The sequence below is a fragment of the Paraburkholderia adhaesiva genome, assembly GCF_021390575.1.
Lineage (GTDB): Bacteria > Pseudomonadota > Gammaproteobacteria > Burkholderiales > Burkholderiaceae > Paraburkholderia > Paraburkholderia adhaesiva.
Window position 1 is genome coordinate 336,846 of record NZ_JAJEJQ010000003.1, and the last position, 18,357, is coordinate 355,202.

Annotated in this window: 27 protein-coding genes; 15 read left to right on the forward strand and 12 right to left on the reverse strand. The window is 60.1% G+C overall.

Annotated elements, in window-relative coordinates; genetic code table 11:
• Positions 1-182 precede the first annotated feature (182 nt).
• Genes L0U80_RS25485 through L0U80_RS25510 form a run of 6 tightly spaced genes read left to right on the forward strand, consistent with a single transcriptional unit; the run spans position 183 to position 2,486 of the window.
• Positions 183-422 (forward strand): hypothetical protein, encoded by a 240-nt coding sequence (locus tag L0U80_RS25485; RefSeq protein ID WP_233872407.1) that lies wholly within the window; start codon positions 183-185, stop codon positions 420-422.
• A gap of 20 nt (positions 423-442) precedes the next feature.
• Positions 443-631 carry a hypothetical protein gene (locus L0U80_RS25490; RefSeq protein ID WP_233872410.1) on the forward strand — a complete coding sequence of 63 codons (189 nt, stop codon included), beginning with the start codon at positions 443-445 and terminating at the stop codon, positions 629-631.
• A 12-nt stretch (positions 632-643) separates the two neighbouring features.
• Positions 644-877, forward strand: a complete 234-nt coding sequence (locus tag L0U80_RS25495) for a hypothetical protein (protein ID WP_233872413.1) — start codon at positions 644-646, stop codon at positions 875-877.
• Positions 874-1,071, forward strand: coding sequence for a hypothetical protein (locus L0U80_RS25500; RefSeq protein ID WP_233872416.1), 198 nt, complete (start codon positions 874-876; stop codon positions 1,069-1,071). Before L0U80_RS25495 ends, L0U80_RS25500 begins: the two co-directional genes overlap by 4 nt.
• Entirely contained in the window at positions 1,071-1,682 is a 612-nt protein-coding gene (locus tag L0U80_RS25505; RefSeq protein WP_233872419.1) for a group I intron-associated PD-(D/E)XK endonuclease, read from the forward strand. The genes L0U80_RS25500 and L0U80_RS25505 overlap by 1 nt, the downstream gene beginning before the upstream one ends.
• Positions 1,683-1,691: 9 nt before the next feature.
• Positions 1,692-2,486 (forward strand): DNA-methyltransferase, encoded by a 795-nt coding sequence (locus L0U80_RS25510; protein WP_233872422.1) that lies wholly within the window; start codon positions 1,692-1,694, stop codon positions 2,484-2,486.
• A 56-nt stretch (positions 2,487-2,542) separates the two neighbouring features.
• On the opposite strand, the gene L0U80_RS25515 is transcribed toward L0U80_RS25510, so the two are convergent.
• From L0U80_RS25515 to L0U80_RS25535, 5 genes are all read right to left on the reverse strand, one after another.
• Positions 2,543-3,178 carry a hypothetical protein gene (locus tag L0U80_RS25515; protein ID WP_233872425.1) on the reverse strand — a complete coding sequence of 212 codons (636 nt, stop codon included), beginning with the start codon at positions 3,176-3,178 and terminating at the stop codon, positions 2,543-2,545.
• Between the two features lie 220 nt (positions 3,179-3,398).
• Positions 3,399-4,007, reverse strand: coding sequence for a T6SS effector amidase Tae4 family protein (locus tag L0U80_RS25520; RefSeq protein ID WP_233872428.1), 609 nt, complete (start codon positions 4,005-4,007; stop codon positions 3,399-3,401).
• Positions 4,007-4,555: a PAAR domain-containing protein gene (locus tag L0U80_RS25525; protein ID WP_233872431.1), complete on the reverse strand. Its 549-nt coding sequence runs from the start codon at positions 4,553-4,555 to the stop codon at positions 4,007-4,009. The genes L0U80_RS25520 and L0U80_RS25525 overlap by 1 nt, the downstream gene beginning before the upstream one ends.
• A 12-nt stretch (positions 4,556-4,567) precedes the next feature.
• The gene (locus L0U80_RS25530; RefSeq protein ID WP_233872434.1) at positions 4,568-5,125 is read right to left on the reverse strand and encodes a PAAR domain-containing protein; all 558 of its coding nucleotides are present in this window, start codon (positions 5,123-5,125) and stop codon (positions 4,568-4,570) included.
• 75 nt (positions 5,126-5,200) lie between these two features.
• On the reverse strand, positions 5,201-5,983 hold the full coding sequence (locus L0U80_RS25535; protein WP_233872437.1) for a PAAR domain-containing protein: 783 nt from the start codon (positions 5,981-5,983) through the stop codon (positions 5,201-5,203).
• A gap of 191 nt (positions 5,984-6,174) precedes the next feature.
• Between L0U80_RS25535 and L0U80_RS25540 the strand changes: the two genes are divergently transcribed.
• The gene (locus L0U80_RS25540) at positions 6,175-6,765 is read left to right on the forward strand and encodes a hypothetical protein (RefSeq protein WP_233872440.1); all 591 of its coding nucleotides are present in this window, start codon (positions 6,175-6,177) and stop codon (positions 6,763-6,765) included.
• Positions 6,766-6,905: 140 nt separating this feature from the next.
• Here the strand turns inward: L0U80_RS25540 and L0U80_RS25545 are convergent, their stop codons facing one another.
• The 4 genes from L0U80_RS25545 to L0U80_RS25560 all read right to left on the reverse strand — a co-directional run bounded on the left by L0U80_RS25545 (position 6,906) and on the right by L0U80_RS25560 (position 8,839).
• Positions 6,906-7,346, reverse strand: a complete 441-nt coding sequence (locus tag L0U80_RS25545) for a hypothetical protein (protein ID WP_233872443.1) — start codon at positions 7,344-7,346, stop codon at positions 6,906-6,908.
• Positions 7,339-7,821 (reverse strand): hypothetical protein, encoded by a 483-nt coding sequence (locus L0U80_RS25550; RefSeq protein WP_233872446.1) that lies wholly within the window; start codon positions 7,819-7,821, stop codon positions 7,339-7,341. Before L0U80_RS25550 ends, L0U80_RS25545 begins: the two co-directional genes overlap by 8 nt.
• A gap of 96 nt (positions 7,822-7,917) precedes the next feature.
• On the reverse strand, positions 7,918-8,496 hold the full coding sequence (locus L0U80_RS25555; RefSeq protein WP_233872449.1) for a hypothetical protein: 579 nt from the start codon (positions 8,494-8,496) through the stop codon (positions 7,918-7,920).
• Positions 8,497-8,524: 28 nt separating this feature from the next.
• On the reverse strand, positions 8,525-8,839 hold the full coding sequence (locus L0U80_RS25560) for a hypothetical protein (protein ID WP_233872452.1): 315 nt from the start codon (positions 8,837-8,839) through the stop codon (positions 8,525-8,527).
• A gap of 350 nt (positions 8,840-9,189) precedes the next feature.
• Between L0U80_RS25560 and L0U80_RS25565 the strand changes: the two genes are divergently transcribed.
• From L0U80_RS25565 to L0U80_RS25575, 3 genes are all read left to right on the forward strand, one after another.
• Positions 9,190-9,750: a phage tail protein gene (locus L0U80_RS25565; RefSeq protein WP_233872455.1), complete on the forward strand. Its 561-nt coding sequence runs from the start codon at positions 9,190-9,192 to the stop codon at positions 9,748-9,750.
• A gap of 227 nt (positions 9,751-9,977) precedes the next feature.
• Positions 9,978-10,505: a hypothetical protein gene (locus L0U80_RS25570; RefSeq protein WP_233872458.1), complete on the forward strand. Its 528-nt coding sequence runs from the start codon at positions 9,978-9,980 to the stop codon at positions 10,503-10,505.
• Positions 10,506-10,684: 179 nt separating this feature from the next.
• The gene (locus L0U80_RS25575; protein WP_233872461.1) at positions 10,685-12,727 is read left to right on the forward strand and encodes a phage terminase large subunit family protein; all 2,043 of its coding nucleotides are present in this window, start codon (positions 10,685-10,687) and stop codon (positions 12,725-12,727) included.
• On the opposite strand, the gene L0U80_RS25580 is transcribed toward L0U80_RS25575, so the two are convergent.
• Together L0U80_RS25580 and L0U80_RS25585 are read right to left on the reverse strand one after the other, a co-directional pair.
• On the reverse strand, positions 12,724-13,197 hold the full coding sequence (locus L0U80_RS25580) for a hypothetical protein (protein WP_233872464.1): 474 nt from the start codon (positions 13,195-13,197) through the stop codon (positions 12,724-12,726). The two genes, L0U80_RS25575 and L0U80_RS25580, sit on opposite strands and share 4 nt — an antisense overlap.
• 3 nt (positions 13,198-13,200) lie before the next feature.
• Positions 13,201-13,587: an aggregation-promoting factor C-terminal-like domain-containing protein gene (locus L0U80_RS25585; RefSeq protein ID WP_233872467.1), complete on the reverse strand. Its 387-nt coding sequence runs from the start codon at positions 13,585-13,587 to the stop codon at positions 13,201-13,203.
• Positions 13,588-13,680: 93 nt separating this feature from the next.
• On the opposite strand from L0U80_RS25585, the gene gpW reads away from it, so the two are divergent.
• Complete coding sequence (gpW, locus tag L0U80_RS25590; protein ID WP_233872470.1) at positions 13,681-13,983, forward strand: gpW family head-tail joining protein; 303 nt, start codon at positions 13,681-13,683, stop codon at positions 13,981-13,983.
• Between the two features lie 21 nt (positions 13,984-14,004).
• On the opposite strand, the gene L0U80_RS25595 is transcribed toward gpW, so the two are convergent.
• On the reverse strand, positions 14,005-14,547 hold the full coding sequence (locus L0U80_RS25595) for an NYN domain-containing protein (RefSeq protein ID WP_233872473.1): 543 nt from the start codon (positions 14,545-14,547) through the stop codon (positions 14,005-14,007).
• Positions 14,548-14,615: 68 nt separating this feature from the next.
• Between L0U80_RS25595 and L0U80_RS25600 the strand changes: the two genes are divergently transcribed.
• From L0U80_RS25600 to L0U80_RS25615, 4 genes are read left to right on the forward strand one after another with little or no spacing between them, the layout of a single operon-like run.
• A complete protein-coding gene (locus tag L0U80_RS25600) occupies positions 14,616-16,250 on the forward strand; it encodes a phage portal protein (protein ID WP_233872478.1) in 1,635 nt (544 codons plus the stop codon).
• Between the two features lie 37 nt (positions 16,251-16,287).
• Positions 16,288-17,175, forward strand: a complete 888-nt coding sequence (locus L0U80_RS25605; protein WP_233872481.1) for a S49 family peptidase — start codon at positions 16,288-16,290, stop codon at positions 17,173-17,175.
• Positions 17,176-17,185: 10 nt separating this feature from the next.
• Complete coding sequence (locus L0U80_RS25610; RefSeq protein ID WP_233872484.1) at positions 17,186-17,872, forward strand: hypothetical protein; 687 nt, start codon at positions 17,186-17,188, stop codon at positions 17,870-17,872.
• 33 nt (positions 17,873-17,905) lie between these two features.
• Complete coding sequence (locus tag L0U80_RS25615) at positions 17,906-18,310, forward strand: head decoration protein (protein WP_233872487.1); 405 nt, start codon at positions 17,906-17,908, stop codon at positions 18,308-18,310.
• Positions 18,311-18,357 lie beyond the last annotated feature (47 nt).

Genomic DNA, 18,357 nt, shown 5'->3' on the forward strand with positions numbered 1-18,357 from the left:
CATGGCCCGCGTGTTTCTCGCGCAGGCACGCGTTACGCGCCATCTACCGTGCGCTCATGCAATGTTCCTGCGCTGGGCGGCCGACCGCCGCCGCAGGGCGGCGCAAACGCGGGAACCTGTACAAGGCGACCTGTTCGGCGAGGTGCAGTCAACAACGCGCACCTCGCAACGGGGGGCGAACCATGAACCACAAGGAAAGGGATAGCCGCGTCATGCACGCCGACCAGATACGCGCGCGAGCGCTGCACGACCTGAAGCGCGCCCGCGAAGCGCTCGCGCTGATTCGCGACATTGCCGAATCTGCACCCGTGGCGGACAGCCTGCCGAATATCGCACGCCTCGCACGTGCGGCACTGGTAGGCACAACGCCGCCTGATCCGGCCTTCGTGCAGGGCGAGGAACACGAAAGGGGCAAACCGTGAACATCACGATACATAACCGCATGACAGGCGAAACTACGCGACGTGTGACGCTTGGCGACCAGGTACGGCGCGAGGCGTTGCGCCGTGGCGGCAAGTGGGCCACGCAGGCGGACCAGTGCGCGCGCCGTGCAGAGGCATGGTATGGGCGGTTGCCATGCAAGGGCGAAGACCTCGCGCTCGTTTTCGGCGAAGTCTTCCGCGCTGAATGATGGGCACGCGCCATGATTGCGAATCACGCGCACCGTTGCGGCTGGCCCAACTGCCCGCGCATGGTGCCGCCCGGCCGCTGGGGTTGCCGCGAACACTGGCACGCGCTGCCTAACAACCTGCGCGCGTGGATCGGCCGCTCGTATCGCGCAGGCTTCGAAGCCGGTACGCACCCGACGCGCTCATGGCTCGACGCGCACCGCGCCGCACTCGAATGGATACGCGAACATGCAGGGGAAACAACGTGAAGCGCGCCGACATGAAACCGGGCGATATCGTCTTCGTTATCGAAATCGCGATGTTTGAAGGCGAACGCCGCACGCCTGCCGAAATCCTCACGATAGAGCCGCACAAGATCGGCGTGCGCTATCTCACGGGCGAACATCGCGGTGACCTTATCGCGCTCGAAATGGCCGCCGAAAATCGCACTTGGCGGCATTGATGAATGAACCCGTTACCATCGGCCCGGCGACGCTGTACAACGCGGATGCGCTCGCGGTGCTGCCGCTGCTATCCGGCCTCGATCTACCTGAAACACCATGCATTGCAGCGGTGAGCGGCCCTGTTACCGACCTCGCTGCAGGCCACGCTGCCGAACACCTCGTTTGTGCTGATTTGTTGCTCAGCGGTTACAAGGCGTTTCTTACTGACCAGATTTGCGCCTATGACGTGGCGGCGGAAATCCACGGACGGCTTGTGAGAATTCAGGTCAAGGCAACGCGCGCACCCAAACTAATCGCGCAGAATGCACACCGCCCGTTTGCATATCAATGGAATGTGCGCCGGGCCGGAAAGCACGGACGGCGCACGTATGGGGAAAATGAATTTGACATGCTGGCACTCGTTGCGCTTGACGTTAAAAAGATCGCTTACTTGCCGCCAAGTCGTTCGCGGCAGACGATTCACATACGCTGGAATGAACTTGGCGAGCGACGCGCGCGCAACGGGAAAACGACTAAGACATTTGCAGAGTTATCGTTTGACGCGGCGTTGCATGAGATTTCCCAGACGAGAGAACATCTCGAAGACAAACAGCTAACACTGGCGTTCTAGCGCGCAATCATGAACACGCCCGTCACCATCGGCCCGGCTACCCTATATCGGGGAGATGCGCTCGCCATACTCCCGCATCTGGAGGGCTCCGGCTTCGACTCAGTTCTTACCGATACGCCTTACTCATCGGGCGGACAGTTCCGCTCCGACCGCGTGCAGGATACGCGCAAAAAGTACGTTGTCACGGGTTCGTCCAGTATCAACCTGCCCGACTTCAGCGGCGACAACCGCGACCAGCGCGCGTTCGCGTACTGGGCCGCGCTATGGTCCGGCGCGGCGCTACACGCGTGCAGGCCCGGCGCGGTGGGCATGTTCTTTACGGACTGGCGGCAACTGCCCGCGTCAACCGATTACATGCAGGCGGGCGGATGGGTATGGCGTGGCATCGTGCCGTGGTGCAAGCCCGATGCACGGCCGCAGCTTGGACGCTTTACAGCGCAGTGCGAATACGTGATATGGGGCACGGCGGGCGCGGTGTGCGCCGACGATACGGCAGGCCGCATACCGGGCTTTTATGAGTGCATCGCGCCGCGTAACCGCGTCCACGTCACGCAGAAACCCGTTGAACTGCTGCGCGAACTGCTGCGCGTGGTGCCCGTGGGCGGCTGCGTGCTTGACCCGTTCATGGGCTCAGGAACTACGGGCGTTGCGTGTATCCAGACCGGGCGGCACTTCGTTGGCATCGAACTGGACCCGGTACATTTTGATAACGCCTGTGAGCGCATCCATGATGCGTACAGGCAAGGCCTGCTATTCGATCACGCCAGCGAAGCGCAGGAACAGACGCGTTTGACGCTCGAATGAAAAGCCCCGCCGAAGCGGGAACAATCACTTAGTTTGCGGAGCGTTTCTTAGTCGTCTTATTGATCCGGAATATTCCCCGGCGCGCATAGATTCATCGACTTCATCGGAATAGAGTCTTTTAAATTTTCCTTCGGAATCAACGAAAACGCCTTCCAGTCAGGCTCGTTAACATATACAACACCGCTCTTACAAAACATATGCGCTTGCCGTGGTTGCTTGTCGCAAGATGCGCCGTCAATCACGCAGCGTTGCCATTGCGGGACAACGCTTTGGGGTTTGAGTACGCCATTTTCTGCGTTGGTGTATGTTTGAACATCGCGGGTAGCGATTGCCATATACATAAAATCAAAGTCGGGTTGCACGGGCCTTGCCGCTTCAGCTTCAATGTACTGTGAGTGAAGCTCGAAGACATAGCGGCAAGTAGCAGCAAGAATTGCGGCGACAACCAAGGCGACCAATACTACTAGCGCGCGACGTGCTGTAAGACGTTCCCTTCGGGTGAAGATGTAGCCGATTATCGGGAATGCTAATACGGTGACGAAGCCCGAAAGTAGAGCGGCGCTCAAGTCAGGACTGGCACAATCCAGCCCGCATCCGGGGTTATGGACGAAGGCCCCAACGATACGCACGACCGCTATAGCAGTCACGCAACCCGCAATCACGAACAACGCGAGCGCCGCAAGTCTTTTCACTCGTTCTCCTTCTTCTGGCGTCGATTCCGCATTACGAAAAATCCGATAAACATAAATATGAACGCTCCACCCAATGCGCTACGGAATGCCGTCGCCAAAGCTCGTCCACCACATTCATCACCGCACGGGATGCTGGAATCAGGTAAGACTAGATACAAACTCACCAGCCCGGCAACAATAGCGCCAGAGACGAATAGCCCGGCATATATAAGTGCCGCTTTCAATTTATCTTCCAAAATAGAATTGTTTTTGCTTGGGATAGATCCGAATAGAAATTTTCGGGGCCAATGCCGATGGCGGAAAGGGGGTTCCACACATGCGAAACTCCTAAGTCGAATCTCAAGGTGGTTTCAGTGCTTGGCGTAAGTCGATCTCCATTCCACAAGTCGATATGATCTCCACTAGGCTGCTTTTCTTTAAGCGAACGCCGCCAGTAGCTACCAAAGAATACTATACCGGTGCGCCCCTTGATCTTGTCCACCCAGTCACTACCTGTAATGGTTTCGGGTTTCTGACACCCGGCGAATGGTTGCGAGTGCAGCCATTCTGCTACTTCCTTTGCTCGAAGCATATGGCTGCGCGGATGGCCGTGAAACCAACACGTCTCGCCCTTGAACGAATTGTTCGTGATACCCACACCATAGAGACAAGTTCCTAGACGAATCGCGCACTCGTCCTCAAAGGCTTTTTTCCCCGTTGCAGGGTCGATGCAGGGGTCTGAATGTGGATACGCTGCCCATAGTTCCGCAAAGGTCACAGCCTTTAGTATGACTTCCTTTATGGAGCCCTTCGTCGAGTTCGTCTGAACGTGTGTTTTCTTGTTCGGCATTATTGCCATTCCTCATGGGCCAGGGCTTCATCGCCCCAATGGATTGTGTAAGTTGCGGCGGTGTCGGTGTAGATACGGGGCAAGCGACCGGAACTATCAATGCGCCCGCATACGGTTCGCCCGTCTGCCGTTTCGATCAAGAACGGATAACCGTCTGTTGCACCTTTCCCCGTCGCGTGTATTTGTTCGTCATAGAACAGCGCACATGGGACAGGTTCAATGTCCTGGGCGCTCGCGTATTTGCCATTACCGCCCCCCATGTCTTCATGTCTTGCCGTGCTTTGCTTCGTGGCGAGCATACGGGGCGGCCGGGGACACTTGCACAGCAGGATATCGCCATCAAGCGCAACTTCATTATCGCCATGTTTATGTCGGCGCGGGCCGCCAGCCTTCGCGATAATTCCCGTACTCTTGCAAGCAGCACAGAACGCCTTGCCGCCGATAATTGCCACTTGATGGCCCGATATGGTAAATGGGCGGCTTGGGTAAGGCGCGATTGTTCCGCCTGTTTCCGGCTCGTCACCCATACATAGATAAAGTCGCAACATAACGCCCCCTGATTAGCCTTCGCCGAATACGGATTGTGCGAGCGCTTCATCGCCCCAATAGACAGTGTACTGATCCTCTCCATCCGTTGTAATTCGCGGGAGAAGACCGCGCGAATCAACGCGTCCGCTATATACGTCGCCGGACGCTGTTTCGATGTAGTACGGATAACCCTCAAGTGAGGCGCGAGTCGCGACGGCTCGCACCTGTTCGTCGTAGATGGCAACAGACGACGCGGGTTCCGTGGCAACGTTCGCGGGCGAAACAGCGTTAGCCGCGCGTTCTTCTTCGCCAGGGATGCGATGATAAAAGCAGCCTTTCGACAGTGAAATAACGCGATTCTTGCCGCAGGGGCATAAAACCCTGTCGCCCTGAAGTACGACCGGCTGACCATCATTTCGCATCCTGTATCCGGTGCCGACAATGGGCCAGGTGCCTTTGCAGTTACCGCACGTTGCGCGTTCTCCGTGCAGCGCAATCGCTTTTCCGTCGTCGCACATGTTGTCGTGCAGTGCATGCACTTTTCCGCCCGTGGTAGTCGGGTCGCCGAATCTGACTACAGGAATTCGCATTACTTCTCCAGGTGTCCAAGATAAACGGCGGCGGGTTGCGCGCCGTTTGTTCGGTGCCGCGTCGTGCAGCTTGGGCTACTGGCGCGTCAGTGCGACGCCGTGTTCATCAATGGGGACAAAAATGGTGGACGTGCGCGGCTCGCGGTGCGGGCTGTCCGTAATCATGTCGCCGTTATCCAGCAGACTGCCAACGACCGCATAGCGGTTGCGCTCGTTGCCTGGCATGCCGATTCCAGTAATGATGCGTGCGCGGGTTCCGTCCGCGTACTCGACAAAATCGCCAATGCTCGCGGCCTTGCGGTGTGTTCCCTCGACATCCCATTCGCTTGATACCTCGCGCACCATGCCGCCGCGTGCGGTGGTTGCGCCGAAGACTGCGAAGCGTGCGACCGGCTCGCGCGGCGGGGGCGTCCAGCTTGCATCGAACAGGCCGGGAACCTTTTTCCCGTCTTCAATGAACAGCCCCTTATCAAGGTTCCCCCATGGCGTTTCGATGATCCGGTCGCCGTTGCTCAGGTGCGAACCGACCAGCGCGGCGGGCCGGTCGCCAATGACTGAGGCGTAGCCCGCGCCGTCCACGATGACCGCTTCGCTTCCATCGGGATACGTCACAACGTCACCAACGCAGGCAATGCCCAGGCCGCACAGCCTGAAATTCGAAGCAGTGCTAACGCGGCCACCGCGCTCCGTGAGTGCGGCAATCGTTGCGAAGCGGTAGTGCGTTCCTTTACGTTCCTGTTCTGACATTTCCAGTCCTCTAAAAAAGCGCCTGCAATGCAGGCGAACGACTGACGCAACAAAAGCGCGCCCCAAATCTAGTGATGCTTGTTCAAACGCCCCGAAAATACAATCGAACAAATCTAAAAAGGGTCACATTTTCGTCAATTAATGTCATATCAACGAACAGCAGATAATCCTCGGAAAATTTGACAAGTCGCAAAAATTGGCTACTATGGCCGTTAATCAGGACGCTCCCTTCTTGTCCCTGACCCCAATAGCCCGCGCAATGCGGGCTTTTTTGTCTTGTACGTCTCCCGGATTTCCTCACCATGCGCGACTGTTACGCGGGCACCGCTGCGGCCCTGCGCGACGCGCTACGCCATGCCGTTGAACGTGGCGGCGCGTCGTCGCTCGGCGTGCTGCACCAGGGCGTGCCGTCCATATCGACGCTGACCGGCGACGCGGCCACGGCGCAGGCCGGACGCATCCGCCGACAGCTAGACCGGCTCGCGCCCGTACCGCGCGCGCTGCTCGTTGTGGCCTACGCGCCGCGTGACGTTGCCTGTAACTGCCGTGCGCCGTGCTGCTCGGGCCGCTATCCCAATCCTGAATGGCGCGACGCGCTCGACCTTGTAGTCGCGCACACTGCGCCGCTCATGGCCGGGCATGCGCCGAATGTGCGCCTGCGGGCGGCGCTCGTCGCAAACCTGCTGACGCGCACGCACGAAACCGCCGTCAGCCTCGCGCAGCGCTGCGGTGTGCATCGAAAGACCATCGCGGAACACACGGCGATACTCGAAGCGGCATTGATGGGCACGCGCCAGCATGCGGGCGAACTCGATACCGCCTTCGCGCGCGTCGATGTGCTGCTACGCGAGGCGGGCATCGTCGCCGACGACAGACAGCCGCAGGCCGCCTAACGTTCGGATTCGCTACTGCATGGAGCGGGTTGGGAGCGTTTGGCGCGTGTGCCACGCAAGCAGGCCACATGCAACCAGCAGGACCGCCGCGCAACCCAGTTCTATGCAGGCAACGCAGATCACCAGATCCATGCGAAGTCCTATTCATTCGACGGCGATTCGCCGGGCCGTTCGCCTTCGATCATGGATTGCGAAAGCAGCCCGTGGCGTATCACCTGATCGGGGCGAGCCGAAGGGCGTGAAACCTCGCACAGCCTGCGAAACTGCCCCCACAGCGTGTGCGCGGCCTGCAGTTCATCCCGCTCATAGAGCGATTGCCGTGGGGCGTTCCTGTCCCGCTCGACGCGCTCACTGAGCCAGTACATGGTGCGGTGCCCGTTGTGCCGGCATTCGACCTTTCCGGCCCTTCGGGCCTCTATCAGTAGCCGGTCGGCTTCGCCGGTTGTGCACCCGGACAGGCGAGCAATCTGGGAGGCGTTGTAGCGCTTGCCCGATACCATAACCGCGATAATGTTCTGAATCGTCATGTCGTTTTCTGCAAGGTTTTGAAGTGGTCGCGCAACCGTGACCTGATCAAGCATGCGCGCAAGGTGGGGCGTGCATCTTGACTAGCCGCGCAAAGAGCATGGAATGTCCGGGTTGTGCGTCGCCATCCGCGAGCGGCGAAATCTGCCCGGCGACCGCGCTCGTTAGGCGGTTCCAGGCATCGGTGAAGTGCTGCGCGGCATAGCTGGCAATCTGGGTATCGTGCAGCGCCAGCACGGGCGCGACGAGCGCCGCTTCGTGCTCGTCCAGGGTCCATCCGTGGCCGCCTTGGGCGCGCTCCCAGCAACGCGAGAGCACCACATCAGCCGCGCGGAACGGTTCGGGATCCGGGCGCGTCCGGGTTTCAATGCACTCCATCAGAAAGGCAACATAGACCAGGCGCGCAAGTGTCGTCAGATGATCCGGCGAACCCTGACCGCCACACAACTGCGCGAGCGAATCATGATAGGCCCTCGACACCCGGTTAGCGAGAAAAACGGGCAGTGGTTCCCGCTGTATTGGTCGGCTCATGGGGACTATCCAGTCGTCTACGGTTGAATGCACGCACATTGACGCGCTGTTACGCAAAGCGGGCATCGTCGCCGACGAAACGCGCGCCGAAGCGGCCTAACCATTCGTACCCGGCGTCGCCGTCTTTTCAACGAGCCACCTGAACAATGCATCCTGTGCGGCCGGTGCGCGCGGATCGGCCAGCGGCGAACAGCCGGAACGTTCAAAGTGAACCAGGCTTTCGAGCGCGTCCAGATAGCAGTGCGCGCGGCATGCTGCCAGTTGCCCGTCGAAATGCGTGAGTAGTCCCGCAAAATGGGCGGCCTCATCGGTTTCGAGCCGCCAGCCTTCGCCCGCCTGGCCGTGCAGATAGCAGCGGTACAGCATCGCTTCGGCAGTGCGGTAGGGGCCGGGATCGGCGCGGCCTCCGGTCTCGGCGCGCAGCATCATGAGCGGCAGATAGACCACACGGGCCAGGACCCGTATCTGGTCAGCGGTACCGTGTCCGTCGCGGAACGCCGCGAGCGCGCAGTGCTGCTGCATGCTGATAAGGTGTCGCTGCCCCGGCGGTAACGGCAGCAGTTGCGCGGCCGTGCGCGGTTTCTTTCGGCGCGGCTTGGTTCGTCCTGTCATGGCGCGGCCTATGCGGTAGCGCCGCGCGTGAACAGCACAACGACCAGCGCGCCAGCGCACCATATGGCAAGCCCTGTGAGCGTCGCGGCGCTCATGACAGCATCGCGGACGGTGCCATGAACGGCCAGCCTTTTAACGCTGGGTGCGTTTCTTCGGTTACGAGGTTGCCGGATGAAAGCTGCATGCCAAGCGCCGCCAGTTGCGCGCACGCAAGTACGAGAGCCGCGCGCACGTTATCGGTTGAACCGTCCAGCTCGATTGCAGAGCGCAGTTCAGCCAGGATACGCAGGATTTCCAGCGAACTCTCGTGCGCGCGTTCGCGGTGGAATTCAACCAGGTCTTCAAGGATGGCGATACGGTCTTGCGGGGAGGTAATGCCGGGCGTGCTTGTGTTGGTATCTGGCATGGGTCCGTAGTCTCGTTTGGGAAACGAACGGCCCGCCCTACGCGTGAGGGTGAGCGGGCACATGGCAGGGGCTCAAATCCGGCGCTTCACCACTTACCGGCAAACCCGAAGGTTTCCCTACCAAGGCCCGCCCATTGTCGAAAGCAACAGACGTGCAGAGGTAGCCGCACACCCTTGTGGGGCGTGCGGGGTGAAGCGTGACCAGGTTTGAGCGCCTGGTGCCGGTGTTTCCGGCAGATGCCAACCGCAAATAACACGACTGGCGCACTCATGCTACTGCCAAACGCGTGCCAGATCGCAGCGTCTGACCGATTTTAACACCCTCGATCTTGCTATCCGTCAATGTCAGTGTGGCAACCGCACGCGCAGGCCTGGGCGCGGGCGCTTCGCTCAACCCGAAGGAACTTGCACGCGCGACGGCTCGCGCCGTCAACAAAACCGCCACGCAGGCCCGCACCTCTGCTTCACGCGACGTGCGCAAGCAAGGCTATAACCTGCGTGCCTCGACCATCCGCAAGGCACTTGCATTGCGGCGCGCGAATCCGGCAAAACCGGCCGCGACGCTCAGGGCAACCGGCCGACCCGTACCGCTGATTGACTACGGCGCAAGGCAGACGAAAAACGGCGTATCCGTGCGCGTGAAGAATGGCCGCACCGTACTACGGCATGCGTTCATTGCAACGATGGAAAGCGGGCACAAAGGCGTATTCGAGCGCGTGAGCAAAACCGCACACAGGCGCGTCAGCAAGAACGGCAAGACGTACTGGAGCGGCTTACCGATTCGCGAACTGTTTGGCCCGTCGATTCCTGACGCGCTCGCCAATAGCACCGTTGAAAAGGCCATGACGCGTCTTCTCGAAACAAAGTTTCCTGCAATCCTCGCGCATGAAATCTCACGGCTTCAGCATTAGCGCGCGCGTCAATGTCGCGGCACGCCGGGGACCTCCTGACGCACGCACGAACGGCATGCCCCTGGACGGCCTCGCGCGGGTCCTTCTGGCACGAACGATGCAGTGCGGAGCGGAGACTCGCGGTTTTCGCCCAGCTATGAATTTTTAAAACTGTTCGCAGTTCGCACCTTATGGCCTCACTCGGACTATCGCGCCGCCAGTTCGCCAGGCGTGACGGCTGCTCGGACATGCTTGTACGTCGCGCCATTGAAGCGGGCCGCCTGTCCGTGCTGGCCGATGGCTCGCTCGATCCGGCATTGGTTGGCACGGCGTGGCGCAAAGGTAATGCGCAGACTGCCGCGAACAGTTCGCGCCAAAATGCGAACAGCGACGACGACGCGGCGGCAACTGTCGACGAAGCCTTGCGTTTGTTCGAAGCGCAGGCCGCAGCCGTCACTGAGCGCGTATTAAATGGCGCGAGTTATGCAGATGCTTTGCGAATTCGGGAAAGCTATAACGCGCTATTGAAACAATTGGAATACGCGACCAGAGCCGGTTCGCTGATTGAATTGAGTGTCGCGCAGAATGTGCTTTTTGAGTCGTTCCGCTTGCAGCGCGATAGCTGGATTAACTGGCCTGCGCGCGTTGCACCGCTGATTGCGGCGGATATGGGGATTGAGGATATTGAAGCGTTGGCAGACGCATTAAGCAACCATGTTCGCGCGCAGTTAAGCGCGCTCGGGGAACCATCGGGCGAAGGATTCACAACGAAGTGATAGCGCGATTGCATCGGACAGCGGCCTGTTAAAAGCCGTTGCCCGCTGCAATTGCAGTCTTTGCCGTGCCGGACCTGCCGCGCCTTGCCGGGCCTCTCCCTGCCGCGCCCAGTCTTGCCACGCCTGACCTCGCCAAACCAAACGTCTCTAGTCCAAGCGCGTTTCGATTATAGGCGGCGATGCTTACACCCAATGCCAAAATCGAAAGCCTTTGGGTAACCGTCCGGCGCGCATGGAGCCCGCCGCAGCGTCTTTCGGTTGCTCAATGGGCCGACGATTACAGAGTATTGGCACGCGAAAGTGGTAGCACTGGGGGGCGATGGGAGACATCACGCGTAGAAATCGCGCGCGGGCCGATGCTGGCAATAACGGAACCGGGCACGCATATTGTGAGTTTGATGTTCGCGACCCAGCTTTGCAAATCTGAAGTATTGCTGAATACCATCGGCCGGTTCGCGCATATCGATCCATGCCCCATTTTATGCCTGCAACCGAAATCAGAAAGTGCTGAAGAATTCAGCAAAGAACGTGTCAGTACGATGATTCGCGTAACGCCAGTTTTGCGTGATCTGATCGGTACGCGAAAAATGCGTGATTCCGACGAAAAAATATCGTTTAAACCTTTTGAAGGCGGTTTTCTGGCAATTTCGGGTGCGGGCTCACCCGATAACCTCGCGCGGCGGCCTGTGCGAATTGTTCTATTCGATGAGTGCGATAAATATATCGTAACCCGCGAAGGCGACCCAATTTCATTGGCCGAAGAAAGATGCGCGACATTTGCAAACGCGTTAAGCATCCGCGCCTGTTCGCCGACCATCGAAGGGCAAAGCCGTATTGCAGCGTCTTTCGAAGAATCGGACCAGCGCCGCGCGTCCGTTGTCTGCCCGCATTGCGGACACCGCATGTTTCTGGATTTTTTTCGTGACGTTAAATGGAGCCGCGCACCTGAAGACGAAACGCGGCATTTACCGCGAACCGCCGCCGTTTATTGCGAATGCTGCGGTTCGCGATGGTCCGAAGCGCAACGCCTGCGCGCATTGCAGACGGCGCGCTGGCATCAATGCGCGCCCTATACCTGTTGCGGTGTGCGGCATGAACCGCTCGAAGACTACGCGCGGGCATGGCGCGCGCTCGATGCGGACGCGAACGCGGAAACAGCGATTGATTCGGTTTGGGATTGGTGGGCTAGTGATTTACACGCCGTCTATCGCGTAAAGTGTCCGAAGTGCGGCGCATGGGCCGTCGATAACCGGCATGCGGGATTTACAGCCTCGAAGCTCTATTCTCCGTGGGCGAAAGACAGGCCCTCGGAGATTGCCGCGAAGTGGCTGGCCTCGTATCGCGACGAAGTTTTAAAACAGGTTTGGTGGAACACACAACTAGGTCAGGCGTATCGCCTGCGTGCCGGTAAGGAAGTCAAGGTCGAAGTGTTGGCCGCGCGTGCGGAACGCTGGGCGGGCGAAGTGCCCGAAGGCGTTGGCGCGCTGACTTGTGGCGCTGACGTTCAAAGCGACCGCGTGGAAATGGAAATTGTCGGCTGGGGTATTGACGAGGAATCGTGGAACATTGCTTATGAAGTAATCGAAGGCGACCCCTCTACGCCTGACGTATGGCGCGAAGTCGATAACGTATTGTTGCGGACATACCGCCGCGAAGACGGCCGCCCATTCTCCATTATGGCTGCGTGCATTGATTCGGGCGGCCATCATACGCAGGCGGTTTACCAATTCTGCAAGGAACGCATTGGCCGCCGCGTATATGCGATCAAAGGCGAGGCGGCGCGCGCCGGACAACGTTCGCCCGTATGGCCGAACAAGAAACCGACACGCCGCACAAAATCGACTTATCGCCCCGTGATACTCGGTGTTAACGCCGCCAAAGATTCGATACGCGCACGGCTCGCGCTCGATGCGCCGGGACCGGGTTACATGCACTTTCCCGCCGACCGTGACCGCAACTATTACGCGCAACTGGTTTCTGAACGCATCGCCGTTCGCGAATTCGCGGGGCACCGCTTTTACGTGTGGGAACTGCCGCCCGGCCGTGCCAATGAAGCGCTTGACTGCCGCGTTTATGCGTATAGCGCACTGGCTGGACTTTTACACTTTGGTTTTCGCCTGAACGTCCACACACAGCGCGCCGCCGCGCCCTATGGTGACGCGGACACGTCCGCACAATCCAGCGATTCGCGCCGCGCCTCGCTTGTTTCACAACTGGCCTAGTGTGCCGGTTGCGAAACCGTTGCGCGTAGCCGGAATGCCTTGCCGTCGAAGGCGTACCAGTATGTACCTTGTTCCTTGCTCTCGTTGCGGCTTCCCTGCACAGCCAGCATGCAACTATTCGCGCGATAGGTTAGCGGCTCTGTCACGTCCAGCGGCCAGTCTGAAACGGTGAAAGGCAGCGAGGTAACGCGGCCGGTTTTCGTATCGACGGCCGCCGCCATCACGCAACCGGCACCGCACCCCCATTCGGCGAGTATGTACCGCCCTGCGAAATTGATCGGGCCGCGCGCCGCGTCCGCGATAGCGCTGCGGTACTCCCGCGAGCGCGAATCAAAGACAAGGCGCGGCGTCGCATGCTTCGACTGAACCGTTGTCGGGCAATCCTCGAAAGCGGGCGGGCGCTGCGCATGCGCGATGCCCGACACCGCATACAGGACGGACAGCGCAACGAATATGGACGGTTTGCGCATGGATTAGTACCAGTGGTGGCGTTTCCAGAAATCGCGCGCACGCGATGCCGTGTGATAGCGCCCGTAAATGTACCGGATTCCGCCCTGGCATTCCTCGACCGCGTTGCCGAAGGACGCCTCACCGTTCGGGTTCAATTCGTACTGTGCGTGTAGAAGCTGGAACAGGCCGCGTGCCGTGGAACCGCCGTTTCTTGCATTGACGATGCCTGCTGATTCCTGGGCCATGATCCATAAAAGATCGTCATAGTCTGCTGAAGAAACACCTTCCTTTTGCATCGCATCCTTAAGGGCCATCTGCGAACTGAGCGGCACGACGCTAACCGGCTTTTCATGCCAGCCGCCGCGCTGTGGATGCAGTTTATAGTGCGTGCGTGGATGGGCAACCGCCATTGCTGTGTCTCCCTGGTTGAATGGAGTCACGAAACTAGCGCGAAAGAATCCTAAGCGGTTTGCCGTCAATCAAACCTGATCCAAATTCCAGCCATGAACACGCCCCATACATTCCCGTTCCGGGCGTGCGATTGCTATCACCCGTCGCAGTCCATCTTTGCGGGCATGACAACCGCGCAACTGCAGGCCGCGCTCGCAGCCGCACAGGCGGCTTATGTGAAGCTAATGACGGGCGGCCAGGGCGTGTCATTCAGCTATACGCAGGGCGACGGCACGCGCAGCGTGACGTACACCGCAGCGAACCCCGCGAACCTCGCGGCCTTCATCCGCCAACTGCAAGCGCAATTGGGCCTCGTGTGCCGTGGCCGTGCGCCGGTCCGGCTCATCTATCGCTAGGCGCTCGTCCCCAGCAGAAGTTCAAATGCGCAGAGTCTCCAGGTAATCGTCAAGCGCGATAAATTTCGACGCCGCTGCGATCAACTCCTTTGCTGCGTGCTTCCAGAATACAACTTGAACAATATATCCGTCTGATTTCAGTTCGTGAATCGTAGGTACATAGTCCGCATCGCCAGCAACTAGCACGAAGGTGTCGGACTTCGGGTCACCATGTTTATATGCATCTTTCGTTAAGAGTGTCGCGATGCCTGTATCAATCTTCTTTTCCTTGTTTCGAATGTTACGGTCTTCCAAATGCAACTCAAATCCAGCTTTCTGTGCAAATTGCCAGATCGAATCATTCGGCGGGGGGCGCGATCCGAACAGTGCCGCACGCTTGATATTGGGAAAGTCGTTACCCGTAAGAAATTGATACAGCTTACCGAAACTGATTGTATAGCCATGGTCAAAAATTCCATCGTCCATGGCTTGGCGAATGTTATCTGCTAGTCCCTGATTTACGGCACTTACTCGACGCCCCTCAATGTACAGATTTGAATTATCGACATAAATATAATCAGACATATTGTCATCCTTACGAGTAGCTAACAAATACCTACGCAGGCGTACTGCGTCATTACTTTACCCGAACCATGTCCGCCGTTCAGATTCTCGACCCTGACGGACGGCCATTCCCGCCGCGCTCGCGCGTCGTGTCCATGCTCGCGGGTAACGTGCCGTATGACGCGGCGGACGCGCTCAGTCCAGACCTCGCGCTGTGGACGCCCTGGCTAGGTTCGCCGGATATCGAACTAAACCCGTACAGGGACCGGATTGTTTCGCGTATCCGCGACCTGGTACGCAATGACGGGTGGGCAAGCGGCGGCGTTACCCGGATTCTCGACAACGCCATTGGCGCGAATTTCCGCCCGGTGTCGAAGCCGGATTTTCGCGCGCTCGCATACCTGAGCGGTAACAAGGCCTTTGATAGCGTATGGGCCGACGAATTCGGCCGTGCGCTCGACGCGCGCTGGCGTGCATGGGCCAATGACGTAGCGCGCTATTGCGACGTGCAGCGCAATCTGACTATTTCGCAGATTTTCCGCCTTGCGTTCCGGCACAAGCTCGTCGACGGCGACGCGCTGGCCATGCTCCACTGGTTGCCGGACCGCGTGGAGCCCGGCCGCGCACAGTATGCAACCGCCGTGCAACTGATCGACCCGGACCGCCTGAGCAATCCTTTTCTGCAATTCGACCAGGAACACACGCGCGGCGGTGTGGAAATCGACACGCGCGGCGCAGCCATCGCGTACTGGATTCGCGAGGCACATCAATCCTCATGGTTCGAATACGACAAGGTAATGAAATGGCAACGCGTGCAGCGTGAAACCTCATGGGGCCGCCCCGTTATCGTCCACGACTTCGAACACGACCGCGCCGACCAGCACAGGGGCGGCGCAGGCATTTTTACGCCCGTGATTGACCGGCTAAAAATGCTCATCAAGTACGATGCAACGGAACTGGAAAGCGCCATTGTCAACGCGATTTTTTCGGCCTATATCGAATCGCCGTTCGATCCGTCATTCGTTGAAGACGCCCTGGGCGATTGTGTCGAACTCAAGGGCTACCAGCAATTGCGCACGCAGTTTCACGACCAGCGCCGCCTCCTGCTCGGCGGTGTGCGGATTCCTGCGCTATTCACGGGCGAGAAAATCAACACCGTTAGCGCGGTGCGGCCTACATCGAACTTCCGCGATTTCGAAGGCGCAGCGCTGCGCAATGTGGCCGCGTGTCTCGGCGTGAGTGCGCAACAGCTTTCGCAGGACTGGAGCGACGTGAATTACTCCAGCGCACGCGCGGGCCTGCTCGAAGCGTGGAAGACGCTAACGCGCCGCCGTGCCGACTTCGCGAACGGCTTTGCGTATCCGATCCGCTCGGCCTTCGTGGAAGAATCGTTAGAAGTCGATGACCTGCCATTGCCCGATAATGCGCCCGCATTCATCGAAGCGCGCGGCGCGTATGCGCGCTGTACGTGGATCGGCCCCGGCCGTGGCTGGATTGACCCGCTAGCAGAGAAGCAAGGCGCGGTGCTGGGCATGGATGCGGGGCTCTCGACACTCGAAATGGAGTGTGCAGAAAACACGGGCGAAGACTGGGAAGACATGCTCGACCAGCGCAAACGCGAGGTTGACGCGTTCAACCAGCGCGGCCTGCCGTTGCCGCAATGGGCGGGCATGCTGCCCGCGAACACGGCCGCGCAGCCGCAGACACGCCCCGCGCCGCAGTAGTGCGCCGGATAGTGCGACCTGACACGGCGGTCACGCCATGAACGCCACGCCCCCGCGCTTCGCGTTTCTCGCGCAGCGGCTCTTTAATGTGCCGCTCGCGATCCATCCCGCGAAAGCCGAAATCATTGTGGCCGCACTCGCGGAGCGCCTGGGCATCGTGCAGATAGTGACCGGCGACCGCAGCGCGCCGCCGCATGCCTTCGCGGACGATGACACAGGCCCGCGCCGGGCCGCGTCGCCCGCATCGGCCTATGACGTGCTGGCAGGCGTTGCAGTAATCCCCGTGCAGGGAACCCTGGTGCATCGGCTCGGCACGCTTCAGCCCGAATCGGGCATGACGGGTTATGACGGCATCCGCCAGAACTATCTGGCCGCGCTCGGAGATTCGCGCGTGCGCGCGATTGCGCTGGATATCGACTCGCCGGGCGGCGAAGTATCGGGCGCGTTCGATCTTGCGGACACGATCCACGCAACGCGCGGCGAAAAACCGGTATGGGCCATTCTCAGCGAAAGCGCGTACAGCGCAGCCTATGCGATTGCGAGCGCGGCCGACCATATCACGGTGCCGCGCACGGGCGGCGCGGGCTCGATTGGCGTTGTGTGGATGCACGTTGACTGGTCGCGCGCGTTGTCCGATGCCGGGCTAAAGGTGACGTTCATAACGTGGGGCGAGCGCAAGCTCGACGGCTACCCCGAATTGCCGCTTACGCCTGAAGCGCGCGAGCGCGCGCAGGCCGATATCGACGCGACCGGCGAACTGTTCGCCGCGACCGTCGCGCGCAATCGCGGGCTGTCCGTCGATGCAGTGCGCGCGATGCAGGCCGCGACGTTCGCGGGCGCGCGTAGTGTCGCCGTGGGCCTCGCCGATGCAGTACAGGCACCCGACGAAGCGTTCGCCGCGCTGCTTGAATCTCTCGAACAGTAAGGGGGAAATCATGGGATTGAATCTCACTGCTACGCGCTTCGCGCATCTGCTCGGCCCGCTAGCGCGTCCGGCCGCGTCCGCCGCGCGCGCTGAAGACGACAAGGACAAGGACGAAGACGAAGCCTGTAACGACACCCGCAGCGAAGGCGACGACGACAAGCGCGACGACGACAAGGACGAAGGCCGCAAATCCCGCAAGGCGAAGCGCGCGAAAAAGGCCCGCGCCGACGACGAAGACACGGGCGACGAAGACACGGGCGACGAAGACGACGCACGGGCCGAAGATGACGCACGGGCCGAAGACGACGAAGACGACGCGCGCGCCGAAAGCGAAGACGACAACGGCGACGACGACAGCAAGGACAAAGACAAGGGCCGCGCGAAAGCCGCGCGCATGGCAGAGCGTGCGCGCTGCGCCGCAATTTTCCGCTGTAGCGCTGCCGCGAGCCGCCCCGATGTGGCCGCGCATCTCGCCTTTGAAACTGACATGCGCGCGACTGTCGCCGTTGCGCTGCTGTCCGCGATTGCTTCAGGCGAAGACCGCCACGGCGGCAAGGCTGCCACGCTACGCGCACGCATGGCAGGCGTACCGCTGCCAACCATCGGCACGGACGGCGGCGTGCAGGACCGCGACGGGCCACAGGCCGCCGCCGCAATGATTCTGGCCGCCGCGCGTCGCGCGCGAGGCGAGGAATAACGGCACCCGTGCAACCCTACCGGAGAAACCGCCATGTCTACCCCAGTTACTCCCATCAGCGATAACCCGTTCCAGCCCGGCATGGTGTCTGAAACCTATATCCCTGACCAGCTTATCGCCGGTGATTTCAAACTGGTAACGGAAGGCCAGGCGCAATTCCCGGCCGGGCTCCAGCTCAAGCGCGGCACCGTGCTTGCACAACAGACCGATGGAACCTATGCCGTGGCGACTTCCGGCAACGGTTCGCCCAATGCCATCCTCGCCGACAACGTGGACAGCACGGCCGGGCCGGTAACGGGCGGCGTGTATCTGACTGGCGAATTCAACGCGCGTGCGCTGATTCTCGATCCGTCGCTCACGCTCGCAGCCGCAACGCTCGCGCTTCGCTCATGGTCGATTTTCGTCAAGCCCAGCGTTTCGGCCGCTGACCCCACCTGACTACAGAGCCCACGTAACCGCTATCACGCAGCCGCCGCCGCACTCGC